The organism is Enterococcus gallinarum, assembly GCF_021496385.1.
Classification (GTDB): Bacteria; Bacillota; Bacilli; order Lactobacillales; family Enterococcaceae; genus Enterococcus_D; species Enterococcus_D gallinarum.
On sequence record NZ_CP050816.1, the window covers coordinates 1,942,616 to 1,960,486 of the forward strand.

Genomic DNA, 17,871 nt, shown 5'->3' on the forward strand with positions numbered 1-17,871 from the left:
AATGAAAATCTATAAAGTATATGCTTCAAAAGAAGCTTGTCTGCTTTGGGATGGCAATTGGTGGGATGAATATTTAGGCCATGTTGTGGTAGCCGGTAACGAAGAAGAAGCAATTCAAATCGCTTATGAAAAAGGGCTGGTTATTCCAAGAGAACAAGCGACTGTTGAAGAGGTTCTGCCTTCGAAAAAAGGTATTGTGTTATCTGATTTCAATGCAGGATAGGAGTGATTAAGTGAAATCACAAGATTACTTCATCAAGCGTGAGAAAGCTTGGCAAGAGCAACAGATTAAAGATGACAAGAAACGCATGAACGAGATCAAGAAGCGTCTACAATACGCACAGGATGCGATACAGAAAGAGATAGATGCGCAGTGGGATAGTTTTTCCAACGGACAGAAAATCACTCGTAGTGAAGCAATGAAGCGTGCTAGCGAAATGGATGTAAAAGCATTTGCTCGCAAGGCTAAGAAGTATGTCAAAGAGAAAGACTTCTCGCCTACAGCAAACAAGGAATTGAAGCTATACAACCTAACGATGCGTGTCAATCGCTTGGAATTACTGAAAGCAAATATTGGACTTGAGCTGATAGCCACGTTTAACGATATGGACAAGTACTTCTCAGGAGAGCTTACCAGTGCTGGTTTGAAAGAATTGCAACGTCAAGCGGGCATCTTAGAAATGACAATCGCTAAAAGTGGTTATGCCAAATTAGTGGAGCAAGTGATTAACAGCTCGTTTCGAGCAGATGGATTTGCAACGTTTAGCGAACGGCTATGGATGTACCAAGCGGAATTAAAAGCAGATTTGGATAAGTTGCTTGTTCGAAGTGTGACGATGGGCCGTAACCCCAAACAGTTGGCATCTGAATTAACGAGATTCCTTACCGAAAAAGGTAGAGAGAACACTCGATTCAATACTGAGCGTTTGATGGTTACGGAAACAACTAGAGTGCAGATCGGCATCCAAGAGCGAAGTTATCGTGATGCTGATATTACTAAGTACACATTCATTTCTGAGCCTTCAGCGTGTCGTCTGTGTTTACCGCTTAATGGAAAAGTATTTGATGTTGATGAAATGGAACCAGGAACAAATGCACCAAACATGCATCCTTTCTGCCGATGCAGTACAGCACCTTATGTTGATCGTGATGCATTTGAGAAGTCGCTTAAAGAAAGAGGGCTTTGATTTTATGACATTCACTGATTTCAAGGACGAGGATGGCGACATTATTATCATGGACAAAGAGCGGTTACCAAGCGGTATGACTGTGCAAATCGAATTTTGCCTTTACGAGTTATACAATATTGCGGTGGCGAATGTTTACCTGAATGTGTATCACAAGCGTAAGCAGATTAGCGGTAATACTTTGCATCAGACAGGTAAAGACGGCATCTATCCTTTTGTGTGGGCTGTAAGAAAGATTAGGGAATTTGAGGAATACGCCAAGCATTCATTAAGCAACCCTCTCCCCACTTATATCCAAGTCCATTGGGAAGACAATCGCAGAGCGAGGATATACAAAAGGTTTTTGCAACGGGAAGGTTTTGAAATTAGAAATTTTGGTAACGGCAATCAGTTATACAAATATATTGAAACGGATTAAGGAGGATCAACCATGTCAAAACTAAACAAAGTATCAATCAGCAACGGCTTATTCGTTGACGGCACAAAGATTAACGGGTTAACGGATATTAAAATTGAATCAAGCGTTGATGGTGTATCAGAAGTCACTTTGAAATTCTATGGAATCATTGACGGACTAGACAATATTCAAGAAACATATCAATTTAAGGAGACTAAAAAACATACAAACCAAATACAAAAGCCGATAGCTTAGAACTAACGGCTTCTTTTTAGTGCTTTATTCAATATGACTGTCTGGATCAGTTGTCAAATCTTTAATCGTAAGAACGTTTTCTTGGATCAAATCTAAAATTTCGTTACTCTTCCCTGTATTGATTCTTGTAGTTTCTGAATCACTTTCGATTTCATTAAGACTACCTGCGATTAAATCAAGCTTTTCATTCATTGAAGTTAACAGTTCAATCACTTTTTCATTCATAGTTATCCCTCCTTTGGCAGATAGTATATAGAATAAAAAAATATTGTCAACTATATTTAATGGTTTAGACACTATAACAAAGACATTGAAACGAGTTGAGGAGGAACGCGAGTTGGAACCAAAAATCGATATTGATATAGAATTCAAATCACTTAAGGAACTTAAAGAGTTTCTCAATAAACTTCCAGATGAAGTACTTGAAAAAGAACTTCAGAACGATGGCATTCATGATGGAATGAGATTATATGAAGATCAAGAAGAACCCATTGTTTATTATTTGTAATTAAGTCGCTAGCCCATTCGCTAACGGCTTTTTATTATGCCTTCTTACTGCTTACAGGCACTAAAGAGAAAGCTGTTCCGACTGACTGGCGTAACTAGTTAAATTATCGGGTAGCGGCGTAACCGTGGAGGAATAATCATGAAAAAACGTTTATTAATGCCTATGCAACTTCAATTCTTTTCTGAAAATCCAGATGGTGGCAATGATACACCGCCGGCGGAACAAACTACACCACCAGAGGATAAGCCGAAGGGAGAAGAAACTGGTAAAACATTTTCTCGTGACGAATTAGCGAAAATTGTTGCTGCTGAAACTAAGAAGGCTCGTGCAAGTTGGGAACAAGAAGCAGAAGCGAAAAAAGAAGAAGCTAAGAAGTTCGCAAAAATGAATGCGGAAGAAAAACTGCAACATGAATTGGAGCAAAAAGAAGCCGAAATCGCTGAACTGAAACGTGGACAGACTTTAAACGAAATGAAGTCAGAAGCTTCTAAGATGCTCTCAGGCGCAGGATTGCCACAAGATGATGAACTACTCGGATTGATTGTCTCAGAAGATGCAGAAGCTACTAAAAAGGCTGTTGCAGTTATTACTAATTTTGCATCTCAGATCAAAAAAGAAAATGCTCGTCAATCTACACCGGGTGAAGGCGGACAGTTTTCCGCTGATAAGAACACTAAACAAACTGTGGCTGAATTGGCTGCTAAAAACAGAATCATCAAATAGGAGGAAATACTAAATGAAAAACAAACGATTAATGAATATGAATTTGCAATACTTTGCTCAGACTTGGAATCCAGATAATGTGACAGTTTATGAAATAAAAGAAGGCAAGATCCCTGACAAGTACAACACGCTTATTGTTAATGAAATCATGGAAAACTCAAAGATCATGCAGTTGGCCAAGTACGAAGAAATGACGGACAAAGAAAAGAAATTCGAATATTTTGCTGAAGGTCCTGGCGCATACTGGGTTGGCGAAGGTGAAAAGATCAAAACGTCTAAACCTAAATGGTTGCAAGCAACTATGGTCGCTAAAAAACTCGGCGTTATCATTCCAGTTTCTCGGGAATACTTGAAATACAAAATGTCAGACTTTTTCACTGTTATGCAACCTAAGATTGCGGAAGCTTTCTACAAAAAATTTGATGCTGCTGCGTTGTTGAATACAGACAATCCGTTTCCACAATCATTAGAAGAATCAGTAGTTGCGGCTGATAACGTGATCAAAGGTCCTCTTAATTACGAAAATATTTTAGCGTTAGAAGATGTGCTTGGCGAAAACGAATTCGAGCCAAACGCATTTATCTCTAACCGGAAAAATCGTACGGAACTTCGCTCTGCAGCCCAAACAGTTGGCACAAATGTTGAATTCATATACGATCGTGTGGCTAACACTATTGATGGATTGCCAGTGGTTGATTTGAAAGCTTTGGCAAAAGGAGAATTGTATGCAGGTGACTTTAACTACATGTTCTACGGTATTCCATACAACATCTCGTTCAAAATCTCTGAAGACGCTCAACTTTCAACTCTTACAAACGAAGACGGTACGCCAGTTAACTTGTTTGAGCAAGAATTAGTTGCTATGCGTGCGACAATGGATGTTGGTTTCATGATCGTTAAAGATGAAGCATTCGGGAAGATCCAACCGGCGGGGGAGTAACAGTCCCCGTTACAGGCGTTACAGTATCGCCTAAAACATCAAGTGCAGTTGCGGGGACTGCCGGTAACAGACAACTAACAGCCACTGTTGCGCCACAGAACGCAACAAATAAAACTGTGACATATTCGATTGCGCCAGCAACAACTGGTTTGGCGGTTTCTTCTAGCGGTAATATTACCTGGACTGAAACTGTGCCTGCTGGTGAATACACGACAACAATCAAAACGGAAGATGGTTCACATACGGATACTCACGTTTTGACTCTGACTGAACCGTAGGAAGGATAGATACGAATGGCAATTAAAGATGACGTTAAGAAGCTTCTAAGCGGTTCTACAGATGATAAGCTAGAAGTTATCGAGAAACGAACTAGAGAGCGCTTAGCGTCATTGCTAGGCGTTTCTGTTATACCAGATTCATTAGAGTACATTGTTTTCGATGTAACCAACAAACGTTTCAACCGAGTTGGACAGGAAGGGATGTCCTCATACTCTCAAGAAGGACTATCTATGGCATTCCCTGATTCGGATTTTTCTGAATACGAATCGGAGATTGATTCCTTTAAAAGAAAAGACGATGAAGACTTATACAAGCCCAAGCGAGGGGGGATTTACTTCATATGAGATTTTTAGATGAAGTTACTTTCGAGAAAGATGGATTAGGTAGCCATTACGATCCAGACTTGGGAGAGTGGGTAGAATCGGCGCCTATTCGGACGACAGCGAACGTTAACGTAACGGATGTTGGAACAGATAGGAGTATGTCTATTTTTGGAGATATACGACAAGGGGCAAAGGTTATCAGAACCATGCCTCTTTTTGTTGTTCCAGAGTATGATCGCATTTTGTACGAAGGAAAAACGTATAAAGATGTCACCACGAGAACTCCAGCATTAAGAAATAGCATTATCGTCCAGGAGGTGGCTGCAAAGTGAAAGTTTCATTGGGTTACAAAGGTGTGGATGAACTACTCAAACATTTGCGAGAAGCCGCCACGCTCAAAGACGTGCAAAGGGTTGTTAAAACGAATACTGCCGACATGGCCAAGCTTGCGCAACAAAAAGCCCCAGTTGATACAGGGTTCTTAAGACGCTCGATCGTCATGAAACTTGAAGATGATGGGCTGCAAGGGAAAGTCACGCCGATGGCTGAATATGCGGCTTATCTTGAATATGGCACAAGATTTATGGCAAAACAGGCATTCATCGGGCCCGCATTTAACGTGCAGAAAGCGATCTTTATGAAAGATATGCAGAGGTTGTTCAAATGATTAAAACAAGAGATCAATCATTATTTGATGAAATGTTTGCTAGAAGCTTGGCGCTTGGATACAAGACCTATGATTACAAACCATTGAATGAAGTTGAATATCCGTTCGTTGAACTGGAAAGTTCTCAAACGGTCCACAGCCCGAATAAATCAGATGTCAAAGGAACAGTCAATTTGACAATTTCCGTTTGGGGATTGCAGAAAAAACGCAAACAGGTGTCTGATATGGCTTCAGCACTGTTCAATCAAGCGTTACAAATCAAGGCCACAGAGGGCTATGCTTGGGCGCTTAACGTACAAGCTAGCGATATTCAAATGGGAGATGACACTTCCACAAACACACCACTTAAAAGGGCGATTATATCGCTTGAATTTAGAATGAGATAGGAGAGATACAAATGGCAGAAGCTAAACAAGGAAAAGATAAAATCTTACTTTATCGACTTTTAAGCAAAAAAGAGCTAGAAGCGGCTTGGAAATTAGCTTTTCAAACAGAACACGAGAACAGCAAATCGCGAAGTGCGGATTCTACAGCGACTAAGGATGGCCCGATTCTTACATTGGCAGATATCGAGTACACGCTGACCGCAACTTCTATTGCTGCTAAAGGCGATGCGCACATTGAAGAAATGGATCAAGCTTTCGATGATGGGGAAATTGTTGAAGTTTGGGAAATTGATAAAGCTGAAAAAGGGACAGGAGAGAATGCAGATAAGTATAAAGCGAAATACTCCCGTGCGTACTTAACAAGCTTCGGCGAATCGGCTAACGCAGAAGATTCGGTTGAATTATCTCTTGAATTCGGCGTGTTTGGTCGCCAGCAAAAAGGATATGCAACTTTAACTGATGAACAAGCTGAAGTTGTCCAGTATGTGTTTACTGACACTGTGAAAGCAACACCAGAAGGTTAAGCACTCTTGATTGAGTGCTTTTTATTTTTAGGAGGATGAATCAATGGAATTAGTAATCGACAAGAAAACATACGGTTTTAAATTTGGTACAAAGTTTATTCGTGAGATTGACAAACATATGCCGGTCAAACAAGACAATATGGAATTTGGCATCGGACTGACCGCTAGAGTATTGCCGGAACTTAATTCTGGTAATACTAACACACTAGCCAAAATTTTGGAATTGGCCAATAAAACGGAAGATGAGCGAGTTACTTTGGATCAACTAGATGATTATATCGATGATGTTGAAGATATCGAAGCTTTGTTCGATCAAGTACTCAAGGCGATTGCGGATTCTAACGCGGGGAAGCTCGCTTCGAAAAACTTCAAGCAGCGGATGGCCAAAGTGGAACAGCAAGGGTAAAGAAATCATCCGAAGAAACGTATGAAGAAATATTCTTGAACGCTTTGAGAAAACTTGGCATGAACGATATCCGTGAGATCGAGCGTATGACGATTTGGGAATACGAACTGCGTATGACGGCTTATGCCTTACGAAGACTTGATGTTGAGAGAGATATTCACTGGAAAGCATGGGTCAATCGTCAAGTGAAGGCTGAAAAGAATATCGGTACTGCTAAGAAGCCAAAAATGGTTCATGTATTTAATGATTTCAAAGAATTCTTCGACTATGAAGGAAATGAAAAGAGAATACTCGGAATTGAAGAAGATGAGACTCCAATTATACAAGACAACAAGCTGAAAGGCTTAATGATGAAAGCCAATTCTTGAGAAAGGAGGGCTTAAAATAGAACAATTTAGTGTAGAAGCTTATTTAAAAGCAACGGATAGTAATTTTGGCTCAACCTTTAGCGCCGCTATGGATCAAGTAAAAGAGTTCCAAGATAACACCAAAAGCACTATGTCAACTGTAGGTGGTATTATGACATCTACTGGTAAGACGATGACTAAGGCAGTCACTCTTCCTATTTTAGGGATGACAACTGCCGCAGTCAAAGTCGGCGGTGATTTTGAGGAACAAATGAGCCGTGTTAAAGCAATATCTGGCGCAACTGGCGATGCATTTGAAGAATTAAGAGATCAGGCTATTGATTTGGGCGCTAAAACTGCTTTCAGTGCAAAAGAATCTGCAGACGGCATGGAAAACTTAGCTTCGGCCGGTTTTGATGCGCAAGAAATAATGGCTGCAATGCCTGGTCTTCTTGACTTGGCAGCAGTTTCCGGTGGAGATGTGGCGTTAGCCTCTGAAAATGCGGCTACTGCATTACGTGGGTTTGGTTTAGAAGCAGATCAATCAGGACATATCGCAGATGTGTTTGCTCGTGCCGCAGCCGATACCAACGCAGAAGTGGCTGACATGGGTGAAGCGATGAAATATATCGCGCCTGTAGCAAACGCTATGGGATTATCTATAGAAGAAACGGCTGCAGCGATAGGTATTATGAGTGACGCGGGTGTGAAAGGCTCCCAGGCTGGGACTACATTACGTGGGGCGCTATCTAGGATTTCTAAACCTACAAAAGCCATGCGTGAAACAATGGACGAGCTAGGTATTTCTTTTTACGACAGCGAAGGTAATATGATCTCACTGCAAGACCAAATTGGAATTCTATCAAATTCATTTGAGGGAATGACTCAAGAACAGAAAAACCAAGCGTTGGTTACATTGTATGGACAAGAATCACTGTCAGGTATGATGGCGCTTATCGACAAAGGACCCGATTCACTAGGAAGCTTAACTAAGTCTTTAGAAGAATCAGATGGCGCCGCCGACGAAATGGCAAGAACGATGCAAGACAACATGAATTCATCTATCGAACAGATGTTGGGTGCATTTGAATCTGCAGCGATCGTCATTCAGGATATTCTAGCGCCAGCAATCAGTGCAGTAGCTGATTATATTGGTGGATTAGCTGAGAAGTTTGTTTCTGCTCCTAAGTGGATGCAGACGGCTATCATTACATTTGGTTTATTAGCTGCAGCGATTGGACCAGTGTTGTTGGTAGTTGGCGCTTTCATACTTAAACTTCAAGACTTTAAAATCGGATTGGCAATCATAAGGTCGGATTTCCCTAAGCTCGGTAAAGTGATTTCTGGACTTATGAGCCCATTGAAGTCCTTGTTTGGAATTATAGCAGCGAACCCGATTATCTTATTAGTAGCGGCAATAGTAGCAGCAGTAGCCGCGTTCATTTACTTCTGGAACACGAGTGAAGAGTTTCGAAACTTCTTTATCGGTATGTGGGAAGCTATAAAAGAAGCGGTAGGCGTTGCTATTGAATGGGTTAAAGAATCATGGGCAAGTATGGTAGAAGGCGCTAAGAACGCCGTAGAGAGTGTTAAACAAGCGTGGACCGATACCAAACAATGGTTTGCTGATTTATGGCAAGGTATCAAAGATTCAGCTGCTGCAATGTGGGAAGGTACAAAGCAAGTATTTAATGATGCGGTAGACAGTGTTGTGTCTGCATGGAATAGCGTTACAGATTGGTTTGCTGATTTGTGGAACGGTATCAAAACAACAATTTCTTCAATTGTAGACAGTATAAAAGATGCCATCATGAGTAGATTTGGCGTATTAATTTATGGAATTCGCAATGCGTTTATCCATATGTCGCTATTCCTATCAACACTATGGGAAAACCTAGGTAAGATTGCAGGCCAAATGTTCGAGATTTTAAAAAACATCATCTTGGCTCCTGTATTGTTTGTTACTTCAATGATTTCTGGCGGATGGGAAGAAGCTAAGAACAACATGATCGCGGTCTGGAATAATATTCTAGAAGCTGGCACAAACATTTGGAGTTCAATTCAAGCAATTTTTGACAGTTTTTTGTTAAATACAAAGATGGCTTTCTTAAACGTATGGACCGGTATCAAAGCCGCATTATCATATATTTGGACAACGATCTCCGAAACAGCTGTGAACGTATTTAACGGTATAGTCGCTTACTTTGTGGAAACATGGCAAAACATCAAACAGACTGCTATAGATAGCTGGGAAAGCACTAAAACAGCAGTCGCTGAAACATGGCAAAATATGAAACAAGGTGCTATCGATCTGTGGAACTCTGTCAAACAATATTTTGCTGACTTATGGCAATCTACAAAAGAAAATGCTATTAACACTTGGAAATCAATCAAACAAGGTGTCGCAGACGTTTGGGAAAATACGAAGGATGCGGTAGTAAATACTGCGAAAAATATTGTAAAAGGCGCTGCACAAGCTTGGGAAGATCTCAAAACAGGGGTTAGCAATGCCGTGGAATCAGTAAAAAATACATTTGATAAAATTCGTCAAATCGATTTACTACAAATCGGGAAAGATATTATCAACGGATTGATTAATGGTATAACAAGCAAAATCGAGGATGTAAAAAACGCTGTGAAAGATATCGCGGGATCAATTACTGGAAAAATCAAGGACATCCTAAATATTCACTCACCCTCTCGTGTCATGGCTGAGTTGGGTATGTTCACTTCACAAGGTTTAGCTGAAGGTATGTTAGACGGCGCTCGCTATGTTGATCGCGCATCTTCGCAAATTGCAGACCGTGCATCGAATATGGATATTGGCAATCGTATATCGGCAGTCAATAGCCAGATTCAAACGCAAGTCCAACACGAAGTCAGCTACGGAACGAATAGCAAGCCAGCTCAATTTAACGTCCGAATCGGTAATAGCGAATTTTCTGCCTTCCTTGACGACATAAGTCAAGCTCAAGGCAACGAGATTAACTTAAACATGCAATTTTAGGAGGTAGGAAATGGAAAACAGAATGTATCCGTTTATGGACACGCAAAAAAACGAACGATACATACCGGAGTACATTCCTACTTCCGCTATGTATTACGACAGCATTCTACTAGAGGGTGTTATCGATGGCTATCAAACGTTGTCAGTTGAAGGCAGGGAAATGATATCTGTTGGCATTGAATCAGAATCTACACAAGTTGGCAGCATTATCACTAACCAAACTTTGCCTTCGCGAACACTGACAGTGAAGTACAAACTTGAAGATAAAGATCCAGAAGCGCTACAAAAGAAATTTGATCTGCTGAAGTGGTATTTGTACAAAACAAAAGATGTTCCGATTCAATTCAACGATGAATTAGACTACACCTATCACGGTCGGTTTTCATCTGCTAATACCGTCGCAGGTGACACAAACAGAATCGTTTCAAGTTTTGATATCTATTGTGCTGATCCAAGAAAGTATACAAAGCAATATAAATCAGATGGCAAAATTGCCACGTACATTCCATACACGATTGTCCCAGACATCGTAAGAGTTAAATTGAGCGCACCAACAAGCGTTAAAGTAACCAACGGCTCACTTTCTATGTCAATTACAGGTGCTAGCATTGTTGCAGGGGATGTAATTGAGTTTCGAAACAAAGAAGGTAGTGTGTATGTGAACGGTGTAGACAAAACAAATATCTTAGATTGGGCTGGCGGACAGCTTGAAGATTTCTATATCAAAAAAGGGGATGTCGTTAAGACAAACAATGGATCTCTTGAAGTCCTTTATCGGGTGGTGGCGCTATGAGCGAAAGTATTTATTTTCTAAATGACGAACAAGAACTGCTAAAAGTGTGCGGAGAAAGCAAAATCATTGAGTCCATACAGTCGAAAGAAATCACTGCTGATAAAAGCGAGCTGATGAACGATACTTTGAGCGTTAGCGTATTGGATGATAAGAAAATTCGAGACGCTGCTTTTATGGCTGTTCGTGAAAATGATGATTCGTTCTCGATGTACAAAATAACCGCTGATAGCGACCCTAGAGGACGTTTAAGCTTTACAGGGGTTAACTTTGCGGTAGATGAATTGCATTCCTTTATCGTTCTTGATATGCGCCCTAGCAATCGAAGCATCAAACAAGTAGCAGAACAGATTCTTAGCTATACAAATGCTGAGTGGCGTGTGGGTTATGTTGATCCGACGCTGCCTGCAATTTCAGGAACGTTTTACTACTTAAGCGTTAAAGATGCATTAAAGCAACTGCAGACATTCGGCTGCGAGATTGTTTTCAAATGTAAAATTGATGGAAACAAAATCACAGATAAATGGATAGAAATTTATAAGCAGATTGGCATATTTAGTAATAAACGATTCGTATATGGATCAAATGCGCTTGAAGTCGTGCGTCAGAGAGATCGATCGCAACTATATACCTCGATTATCGGACGGGGTAAAGGTGAAGAGGTCGGGGACGGCTACGGACGAAGAATTGAATTCACTAACATCGAATGGAAAAAGTCGAATGGTAACCCGTTAGATAAACCTAAAGGGCAGAATTGGCTTGAATATCCTGAAATGACAGCACTTTACGGCATACCGATGAAGAACGGAAGCAAGCGTAAACGCGAAACTGTTCTAATATTGGAAGATATAGAAGATCCTAGAGAGTTGCTGCAAGCGACCTATGAGAATCTCGTAGAATACTCGCGTCCGCTGATTCAATTCAAAACTTCTGTGCTAGGTGGGGATTCAATTGGTAACACAGTAACCATCCACCGATCAGACAAGAACTATCACTACAAAACTCGTGTTTTCAGCGTCAAAATCGATCGTATCAGGAACAACGTAGAATGCGGTTTAGGCGATAACTTGAACACGTCGAGTACTAGGCAAGCAGCAAGTGTTCAAAATAGTGTAACCAATCTGGCTGAAACTAAGATGACGTTCTATGATTCGACTGAAATCAGCAAATGGCAATCAGACATCATCCGTGGCGCTCATGGCGGTGCGGTTATTTTGATGTCCCCATCTGATTATCCTGCCAATCATCCTCAACGAGGAGAAAGTCGTCAGCCATTTCAAATGGTATGGATGGACGGTGATTCTATTCAAACTTCAAGCCATTTCTTAGTTGCTAACTCAGATGGAATCGGGTTTATAGATGGAGATTTCTATACTAGCCCGTTTAAGACCGCTTGGACAATTGACGGTAAATTCAATGCTGACTTTATCCAAACGGGCACAATATTAGCCAATATTTTTGAAACCTCATTTAATAAGCTGGGTGATACTCTTAAATTAATTTCAGGAACACTTCGTGTAGAAAATGACGGCAAAAAAATAATGGAATTGACCAAAAGAGGGATGGAATTCTGGAGCGGATCGAAGTCAATAGGAACTATCGGTACAGCTGGCGAGCCTTTCCCTGATTTAGTTGATCAAGATGGGCCTGTTACCATGGATGGAAAAGCACTCATCATCCGTTCCGATGGTGATGGAGATTATATTGCTTTATCTGCTAAAACAGGAACTGGAATGATACTTGGAAATGGCAAAGGTATGTACATTATAGATCCTAACATTCGTATCATTGGCGATATTACTTTGTCAGGAAATATGGACGTGCGAGGTGACTTAAAAATCAACGGTCAACAAGTTTACCCCGGCGGTTCTGGCGGTGGTGTTGGTCCCGGTGGCGCAACATATGATCCAATTAATATCGGCAGTAACATAACCGGCAATGCGAATATCGTTGCTTGGCTTGAAAAGTATACGAAACTATACGGTATCTCGGATTATATCGGCTTAGCTTATGCTCTGATAATGGTAGAAAATCCTGGTACAGACGGCACAGATGATATCATGCAGTCTTCTGAATCAGCAGGCTATCCTGGTCCCGGTTATCTTACAGGTGAAGCGTCGGTAAAACAAGGGTGTAAACATCTAGCTCAACAAATTAAAAACGGTCAGGATCAAAACGTAGACATTTGGGGAGTAATGCAAGGGTACAACTTCGGAAGTGCCTATATCCCTTGGCTCTCAAACAGAGGAGGAGTAAATACCACTGATTTGGCTGAGGTTTATTCAAGAACAGTTGTTGCTCCTTCGCTAGGGAATACAACTGGTGCAACCTATCCATACGTGAACGCAGTGTCTCAAGCAGATGGCAGAACGTATCTATATGTTAATGGTGGTAACTTCCATTATGCGGCGATGATCCGACAATATGTGAAAGTAAATGAAAGTTCAGGATATGTGGTACCGATTAGTAAGCCAGTAACAGTGACGAGTGAGTTCGGCTACAGATACCATCCAATTACTGGATCATATGAATTGCATAACGGGATTGACCTTGTAAACGGAAATGCTACTACGCCAATTTACGCATCTGCTGCTGGCGAAGTGGTTATAGCTGGAAGCTACCCTGATTGGTATGGAAACTATGTTGTTATTAAGCACTCTGACGGACTTTACACAGGATACGCACACCAAAGTCAATTGCGAGTTTCAGTTGGAGACACCGTAAAACAAGGGCAACAAATCGGAAACATGGGGACAACAGGGCCAAGCACTGGTCCGCACTTGCATTTTCAATTTTTTACAAACGGGCCTTGGCCATCCAACAGTGATTTTATTAATCCAAGAGAACACATTAATTTTTAGGAGTGATGGATTTGGAACTAGATCAATTTAGAGATGTCGATTTAGTGATTGATAGAGCGAATGATAGCTTTGTGCAGAAGCAGTTCGTTTCTCAGGGGGACTATAAAGGTCGTACACTTACTGTTCAGGTCACTAACAACGGAAGTGTTGGCGAAGTGCCGGGCCTGACTTTAAACCTTAATTGGCATAATGAAGCAAGCGGGATAACTGACTTATCAGCGTTTTCTGTAGTTGATAAATCAAATAGTATTTTTAGAATTGAATATCCGCAAAACATGTTGACTCCGGGCAAAGTGTTCGCTAGTATTCAAATTTTGCAAAATGGGAAAACGACCCAGTTAAAAGAGTTTGAATTGACGGTGCAGCGACTAGCTGGTGAAGCTGTTGGGATTGCGCAAAAAGCAGAGTTTAGTGCTTTGGTAGCAATTCTGGCTGATTCAAACAAATTTAGAACGGATATTAGTTATTTAGGAATGTCCAAGGTCGACAAGGGTGGAAATGAACAAGTTACATTACCAATGCTGTCACAAGAAGTTAAAGAATCGATGACAGGCGGAAGTGTTGCTGTTGTTGGTAAGGACGCTGTCAATACGACTAATGTAGTAGATGGTGCTGTAACAATCAAAAAAACCGATTTCCTTACTCCTGATTTCGTAAATTTAGTTGATACGTATATTGCCGATGAATATTACAGCGTAAATGATGGGAAAATAGTAAAAAAGGGAGAAGTTGGTTATCAACCTTACTGGGGAAGAACAAAGCTAACTGCGGTCAATGATGGTGATATCATATATCGAAACGGCAAAGTTGGGAACTCAGACACAGGCCCAGTGTTTATAACCTTTTTTGCAGACAGTTCTGCTAGTCAATTTGTTAGGGGGGATATTTGGACCATAACGGATCAACTTAGTACATACACAGTTCCTGTGGGTGCTAAGTATTTTTCTATGAGTATACGAGACACAGCTAAAGCAAACGGGGGAGAAGTTTCAGTAAAAGTCTCTCCTGGATATAAAAATACTAGACAATCGTTAGAAATAGGTAATTTTTCGAAAATAACCTATACATACGATAAAGGTTGGCTAGTGTCAGTTCCACACTCCGAAGACGTTTTAACGATCGATTACGAAAAAAAAGAATTTAAAGTTAAAGCAATTCCTTGTTTTGCAACGTGGGGATCGAATTACAAATGGATTTATGGAGGAGCTGGAATCTCAATCCCAGCACAAGGGTTCACTTATACATTCGATGAAATTCAAGCTGCTATAGGTGGCGTCACAGAGGGGCCGTATGTATATGTGTTTGTGCGCAGAGACCAAGGCGCTGTTTATTCAGCTAAAGATATGTTCAGTTTCTATAGTGCCAAATATATGGAGGATCGTGGAGGTCCAAATTACAAACCGTTTCGAGAACAAATAATTAAAAGCCATGTGTTTATCGGTATGTTCGTTTTGACAACGACTGCATATTCTTTCCCCGGGACGCCTGTATCAGTTGTGACAACAAAAGCAGTTGATGCCATTACTAAGAAAATAAGTTTTTTAGGCGATTCCATAACCACTTACGCAGGATATATTCCCACTGGAAACGTTGCGTTTTATCCTTCATCAGGAGCTATTAAAGATGTGAATTTGACTTGGTGGAAGAAGTTGATTGATAAGTCTTCTGGCAAGCTTGAATTGTTGGTTAATAATTCATGGTCGGGCAGTCGCGTCACGACTACAGGAGGCACTGATTCAGCCGGTATAACGAGAGCTGAGCTTTTGGACAGTCAAACTGACAATCCAGATATAATTATTGTTTATATGGGTGTTAATGATTTCAACAATAATGTGCCTATTGGGACTTTTGACGGGACTAGCGCATTACCTAACGTAACAACAACCTTCGGAGAAGCATACGGAATATTATTAAACAAAGTAGTGAATAAATATCCCACGGCAAAAGTCTATTGCGCTACTATTCCGATAAATTCACGTGGTCCATATCCTCGCACAAATGCTAACGGGGATACTTTGGCCTCTTACAATGATCGCATTCGGAAGATAGGAGAATCATTTGGGGCTGATATTCTAGATTTTGCAAAGGCGGGCTTTAACCACGTCAGCGCAGCAAATTTCACATCAGACGGCTTGCATCCTAATGAATCGGGCATGACTATTATGTTTGATAAGGCTAGGAAGGCATTAGGTTTATATTAATAAAAATATTATCTAGCGGACAATCATTCTTGGTTGTCTGCTTTTTTGGCTAATCGTGTTGTGGATTTTATTTTAGGAAAGTAGGTGGCATATGAAAAATATAATTATCCTCAAATGGGATAGTTTAGTTCTCAGTATCGTTTCGGTTTTATACGGTTTGCAGTTGCTTTTGCACCCTGAAATTTTGCAAGAGTACAGAGTATATCAGTTGGTTGACGAACTGTTCGATTATCGAGCAATCAGCGCAGTGTTTATGATATTGGGTTTTCTCAAAATATTGGGAATTGTGATCAATAACAAGAAATTAAAGCATACAGTGCTAGTACTACTAACATTCTTTTGGACACTCTTCGGGGTGTCTTTTGTTTTATCTGCACCACCAAATACAATCGGCATTTTATCCTTGGCAATGGCATTCCTTGCGATGGGAATTGCCATCAAGGAGGACTGATACTGTGGGAGACATCAACTTGACTACGATCATTGTGGCTCTTGGCGGTGGGTATATCACCTATTTAGGAACTAAATATTCTAACAAAGCAAATCTCGAAAAGACCAATACCGAAAATGCCGATGTTCTCTACAGAAAGTATCAGGAGATGGTAGATAAGTTAGAGAAGAAAGTCGATAAACTCGAAGCAGAAATTTCAGATATCAAAAATAAGTATGAGAAGGAAATTGCTTACTATCAAAAACTGGTTGAAGAGTTAGAAGACGAGAACGAAGAATTGAAAAATGAAAATGCAATATTGAAAGGTGGAATTTAACATGGAACATATTTTAACGGCAGCAACAGTAATTACAGGAACGGTTATGGGAGTGACAGGATTAGTAAAGAAAATGATTCCAGATAACAAATTGTTGCCAGTCATTAACATTTTGCTAGGGACAGCAGTCGGGATTGTATACGCCGCTACAATGGTACCAGATCAATTGATTGTGTTTGGTTGGGCAGGATTCTTGTCAGGATTGGCAGCAGGCGGATTCTATGACTTAGGCGCTGGGTTTATTAAAGGCAACAAATCGGAACCCGATTACGGTGACGGACAAGAGTTCACAGAAAAAAAGGAGTAGCCATTGGCTGCTCTTTTTTAATGTAGAAAGGATGATATAAATGAGTTTCATCAAATACGAATATATCAGAATCAATAAGTTTTCTCGTCCAGGGATCAAGAACTACGGAATCAAAGGAATTATCATGCATTACACGGCTAACAACGGTGGTACTGCCCGAAATCACAAAGACTACTTCAATAATCTGAATGGCGTTTATGCATCCGCTCATTTGTTTGTGGATGACAATGAAGCTATTTGTATCATTCCATTAGATGAGGTCGCTTACCACGCAAACGATACGGTTAGATACAATTCTGATGGATCTATCTACAAGCCTTTGTATTCACAAATCGGTAATGCTAATTATGGCGCTATTGGCGTGGAGATGTGCTTGGATAGAAATGGAAATATCACTGAAAAAACATTCCAGAACACCGTTAAAGCCGTTAAAGAACTGATTGCAAAATATCCAAATATCACTCGGAATAAGATTTGGCGCCACTATGATGTTACTGGCAAGAACTGTCCAGCTCCATGGGTAGCAAAGCCAAGTGAGCTGGAACGTTTCAAAGATGCGGCGTTTGGCAAGACTAGCGGTTCTAATTCAGCAGCTAAACCTAGCACACCATCTGTAAAACCAAACACCAATAAAATCTCAGAAGACGGTATGTTTGGACCAAGCACTGCCAATAAAGCGATGCAGTACGAAGGTATCACACCAGATGATGAAATCAGCCATCAGTATCGACAAGTGTGCAACAAGAACCTTTATGCGGCGCAATTTGATAATACGCTTAAAGGTTCAACCCTGATTCGTACATGGCAGAAACGGTTGAAAGCAAAAGGTTTATACAAAGGTGCGATCGATGGATTGTGCGGAACAGAAATGATTAAAGCTATGCAACGAGCCTTGAAGACAACGGTTGATGGAATTATCAGCCCGACTTCTAACATGGTCAAAGCATTACAACGAGCATTGAACAACAATAAGCTTCCATGGTAAACAAACACCCC

24 protein-coding genes are annotated in these 17,871 nt (G+C 40.7%); 23 read left to right on the plus strand and 1 reads right to left on the minus strand.

What is annotated here, in order from left to right:
- Nucleotide 1 precedes the first annotated feature (1 nt).
- The 4 genes from HED61_RS09675 to HED61_RS09690 are packed head-to-tail and all read left to right on the plus strand — an operon-like array spanning nucleotide 2 to nucleotide 1,839.
- Nucleotides 2–223: a hypothetical protein gene (locus HED61_RS09675; protein WP_219645478.1), complete on the plus strand. Its 222-nt coding sequence runs from the start codon at nucleotides 2–4 to the stop codon at nucleotides 221–223.
- Nucleotides 224–233: 10 nt separating this feature from the next.
- A complete protein-coding gene (locus HED61_RS09680; protein WP_219645479.1) occupies nucleotides 234–1,187 on the plus strand; it encodes a minor capsid protein in 954 nt (317 codons plus the stop codon).
- A 4-nt stretch (nucleotides 1,188–1,191) separates the two neighbouring features.
- Complete coding sequence (locus HED61_RS09685) at nucleotides 1,192–1,605, plus strand: hypothetical protein (RefSeq protein ID WP_219645480.1); 414 nt, start codon at nucleotides 1,192–1,194, stop codon at nucleotides 1,603–1,605.
- A gap of 12 nt (nucleotides 1,606–1,617) precedes the next feature.
- Nucleotides 1,618–1,839 carry a hypothetical protein gene (locus tag HED61_RS09690; protein ID WP_234981380.1) on the plus strand — a complete coding sequence of 74 codons (222 nt, stop codon included), beginning with the start codon at nucleotides 1,618–1,620 and terminating at the stop codon, nucleotides 1,837–1,839.
- Between the two features lie 24 nt (nucleotides 1,840–1,863).
- On the opposite strand, the gene HED61_RS09695 is transcribed toward HED61_RS09690, so the two are convergent.
- Nucleotides 1,864–2,064, minus strand: a complete 201-nt coding sequence (locus tag HED61_RS09695; protein ID WP_219645481.1) for a hypothetical protein — start codon at nucleotides 2,062–2,064, stop codon at nucleotides 1,864–1,866.
- Between the two features lie 112 nt (nucleotides 2,065–2,176).
- Between HED61_RS09695 and HED61_RS09700 the strand changes: the two genes are divergently transcribed.
- The 19 genes from HED61_RS09700 to HED61_RS09790 all read left to right on the plus strand — a co-directional run bounded on the left by HED61_RS09700 (nucleotide 2,177) and on the right by HED61_RS09790 (nucleotide 17,860).
- On the plus strand, nucleotides 2,177–2,347 hold the full coding sequence (locus HED61_RS09700) for a hypothetical protein (RefSeq protein ID WP_172876559.1): 171 nt from the start codon (nucleotides 2,177–2,179) through the stop codon (nucleotides 2,345–2,347).
- Nucleotides 2,348–2,485: 138 nt separating this feature from the next.
- Entirely contained in the window at nucleotides 2,486–3,070 is a 585-nt protein-coding gene (locus tag HED61_RS09705) for a DUF4355 domain-containing protein (RefSeq protein ID WP_219645482.1), read from the plus strand.
- Nucleotides 3,071–3,083: 13 nt separating this feature from the next.
- Nucleotides 3,084–4,010, plus strand: coding sequence for a phage major capsid protein (locus tag HED61_RS09710; protein WP_219645483.1), 927 nt, complete (start codon nucleotides 3,084–3,086; stop codon nucleotides 4,008–4,010).
- Nucleotides 3,980–4,288, plus strand: coding sequence for a putative Ig domain-containing protein (locus HED61_RS16985; protein WP_333473822.1), 309 nt, complete (start codon nucleotides 3,980–3,982; stop codon nucleotides 4,286–4,288). The genes HED61_RS09710 and HED61_RS16985 overlap by 31 nt, the downstream gene beginning before the upstream one ends.
- Nucleotides 4,289–4,303: 15 nt before the next feature.
- Complete coding sequence (locus HED61_RS09720) at nucleotides 4,304–4,633, plus strand: phage head-tail connector protein (protein ID WP_010747515.1); 330 nt, start codon at nucleotides 4,304–4,306, stop codon at nucleotides 4,631–4,633.
- Nucleotides 4,630–4,944 (plus strand): hypothetical protein, encoded by a 315-nt coding sequence (locus tag HED61_RS09725; RefSeq protein WP_219645484.1) that lies wholly within the window; start codon nucleotides 4,630–4,632, stop codon nucleotides 4,942–4,944. Before HED61_RS09720 ends, HED61_RS09725 begins: the two co-directional genes overlap by 4 nt.
- Nucleotides 4,941–5,279 (plus strand): HK97-gp10 family putative phage morphogenesis protein, encoded by a 339-nt coding sequence (locus tag HED61_RS09730; protein ID WP_219645485.1) that lies wholly within the window; start codon nucleotides 4,941–4,943, stop codon nucleotides 5,277–5,279. The genes HED61_RS09725 and HED61_RS09730 overlap by 4 nt, the downstream gene beginning before the upstream one ends.
- Entirely contained in the window at nucleotides 5,276–5,665 is a 390-nt protein-coding gene (locus tag HED61_RS09735) for a phage capsid protein (protein WP_219645486.1), read from the plus strand. Before HED61_RS09730 ends, HED61_RS09735 begins: the two co-directional genes overlap by 4 nt.
- An 11-nt stretch (nucleotides 5,666–5,676) precedes the next feature.
- On the plus strand, nucleotides 5,677–6,189 hold the full coding sequence (locus HED61_RS09740; RefSeq protein WP_219645487.1) for a phage major tail protein, TP901-1 family: 513 nt from the start codon (nucleotides 5,677–5,679) through the stop codon (nucleotides 6,187–6,189).
- Nucleotides 6,190–6,232: 43 nt separating this feature from the next.
- Complete coding sequence (locus HED61_RS09745; protein WP_219645488.1) at nucleotides 6,233–6,595, plus strand: tail assembly chaperone; 363 nt, start codon at nucleotides 6,233–6,235, stop codon at nucleotides 6,593–6,595.
- Between the two features lie 59 nt (nucleotides 6,596–6,654).
- On the plus strand, nucleotides 6,655–6,963 hold the full coding sequence (locus HED61_RS09750; protein ID WP_219645489.1) for a hypothetical protein: 309 nt from the start codon (nucleotides 6,655–6,657) through the stop codon (nucleotides 6,961–6,963).
- A 16-nt stretch (nucleotides 6,964–6,979) separates the two neighbouring features.
- The gene (locus HED61_RS09755; RefSeq protein ID WP_219645511.1) at nucleotides 6,980–9,949 is read left to right on the plus strand and encodes a phage tail tape measure protein; all 2,970 of its coding nucleotides are present in this window, start codon (nucleotides 6,980–6,982) and stop codon (nucleotides 9,947–9,949) included.
- Between the two features lie 10 nt (nucleotides 9,950–9,959).
- Nucleotides 9,960–10,742: a distal tail protein Dit gene (locus HED61_RS09760; RefSeq protein ID WP_219645490.1), complete on the plus strand. Its 783-nt coding sequence runs from the start codon at nucleotides 9,960–9,962 to the stop codon at nucleotides 10,740–10,742.
- Nucleotides 10,739–13,600, plus strand: a complete 2,862-nt coding sequence (locus HED61_RS09765) for a phage tail spike protein (protein ID WP_219645491.1) — start codon at nucleotides 10,739–10,741, stop codon at nucleotides 13,598–13,600. Before HED61_RS09760 ends, HED61_RS09765 begins: the two co-directional genes overlap by 4 nt.
- Before the next feature lie 11 nt (nucleotides 13,601–13,611).
- The gene (locus HED61_RS09770) at nucleotides 13,612–15,801 is read left to right on the plus strand and encodes an SGNH/GDSL hydrolase family protein (RefSeq protein WP_219645492.1); all 2,190 of its coding nucleotides are present in this window, start codon (nucleotides 13,612–13,614) and stop codon (nucleotides 15,799–15,801) included.
- A gap of 91 nt (nucleotides 15,802–15,892) precedes the next feature.
- The gene (locus tag HED61_RS09775) at nucleotides 15,893–16,252 is read left to right on the plus strand and encodes a hypothetical protein (protein ID WP_219645493.1); all 360 of its coding nucleotides are present in this window, start codon (nucleotides 15,893–15,895) and stop codon (nucleotides 16,250–16,252) included.
- Nucleotides 16,253–16,256: 4 nt separating this feature from the next.
- Nucleotides 16,257–16,568, plus strand: coding sequence for a hypothetical protein (locus tag HED61_RS09780; protein ID WP_144771684.1), 312 nt, complete (start codon nucleotides 16,257–16,259; stop codon nucleotides 16,566–16,568).
- Between the two features lies 1 nt (nucleotide 16,569).
- Complete coding sequence (locus tag HED61_RS09785; RefSeq protein WP_234981381.1) at nucleotides 16,570–16,875, plus strand: hypothetical protein; 306 nt, start codon at nucleotides 16,570–16,572, stop codon at nucleotides 16,873–16,875.
- 40 nt (nucleotides 16,876–16,915) lie between these two features.
- Nucleotides 16,916–17,860 carry a peptidoglycan recognition protein family protein gene (locus HED61_RS09790; protein ID WP_219645495.1) on the plus strand — a complete coding sequence of 315 codons (945 nt, stop codon included), beginning with the start codon at nucleotides 16,916–16,918 and terminating at the stop codon, nucleotides 17,858–17,860.
- Nucleotides 17,861–17,871: the final 11 nt, after the last annotated feature.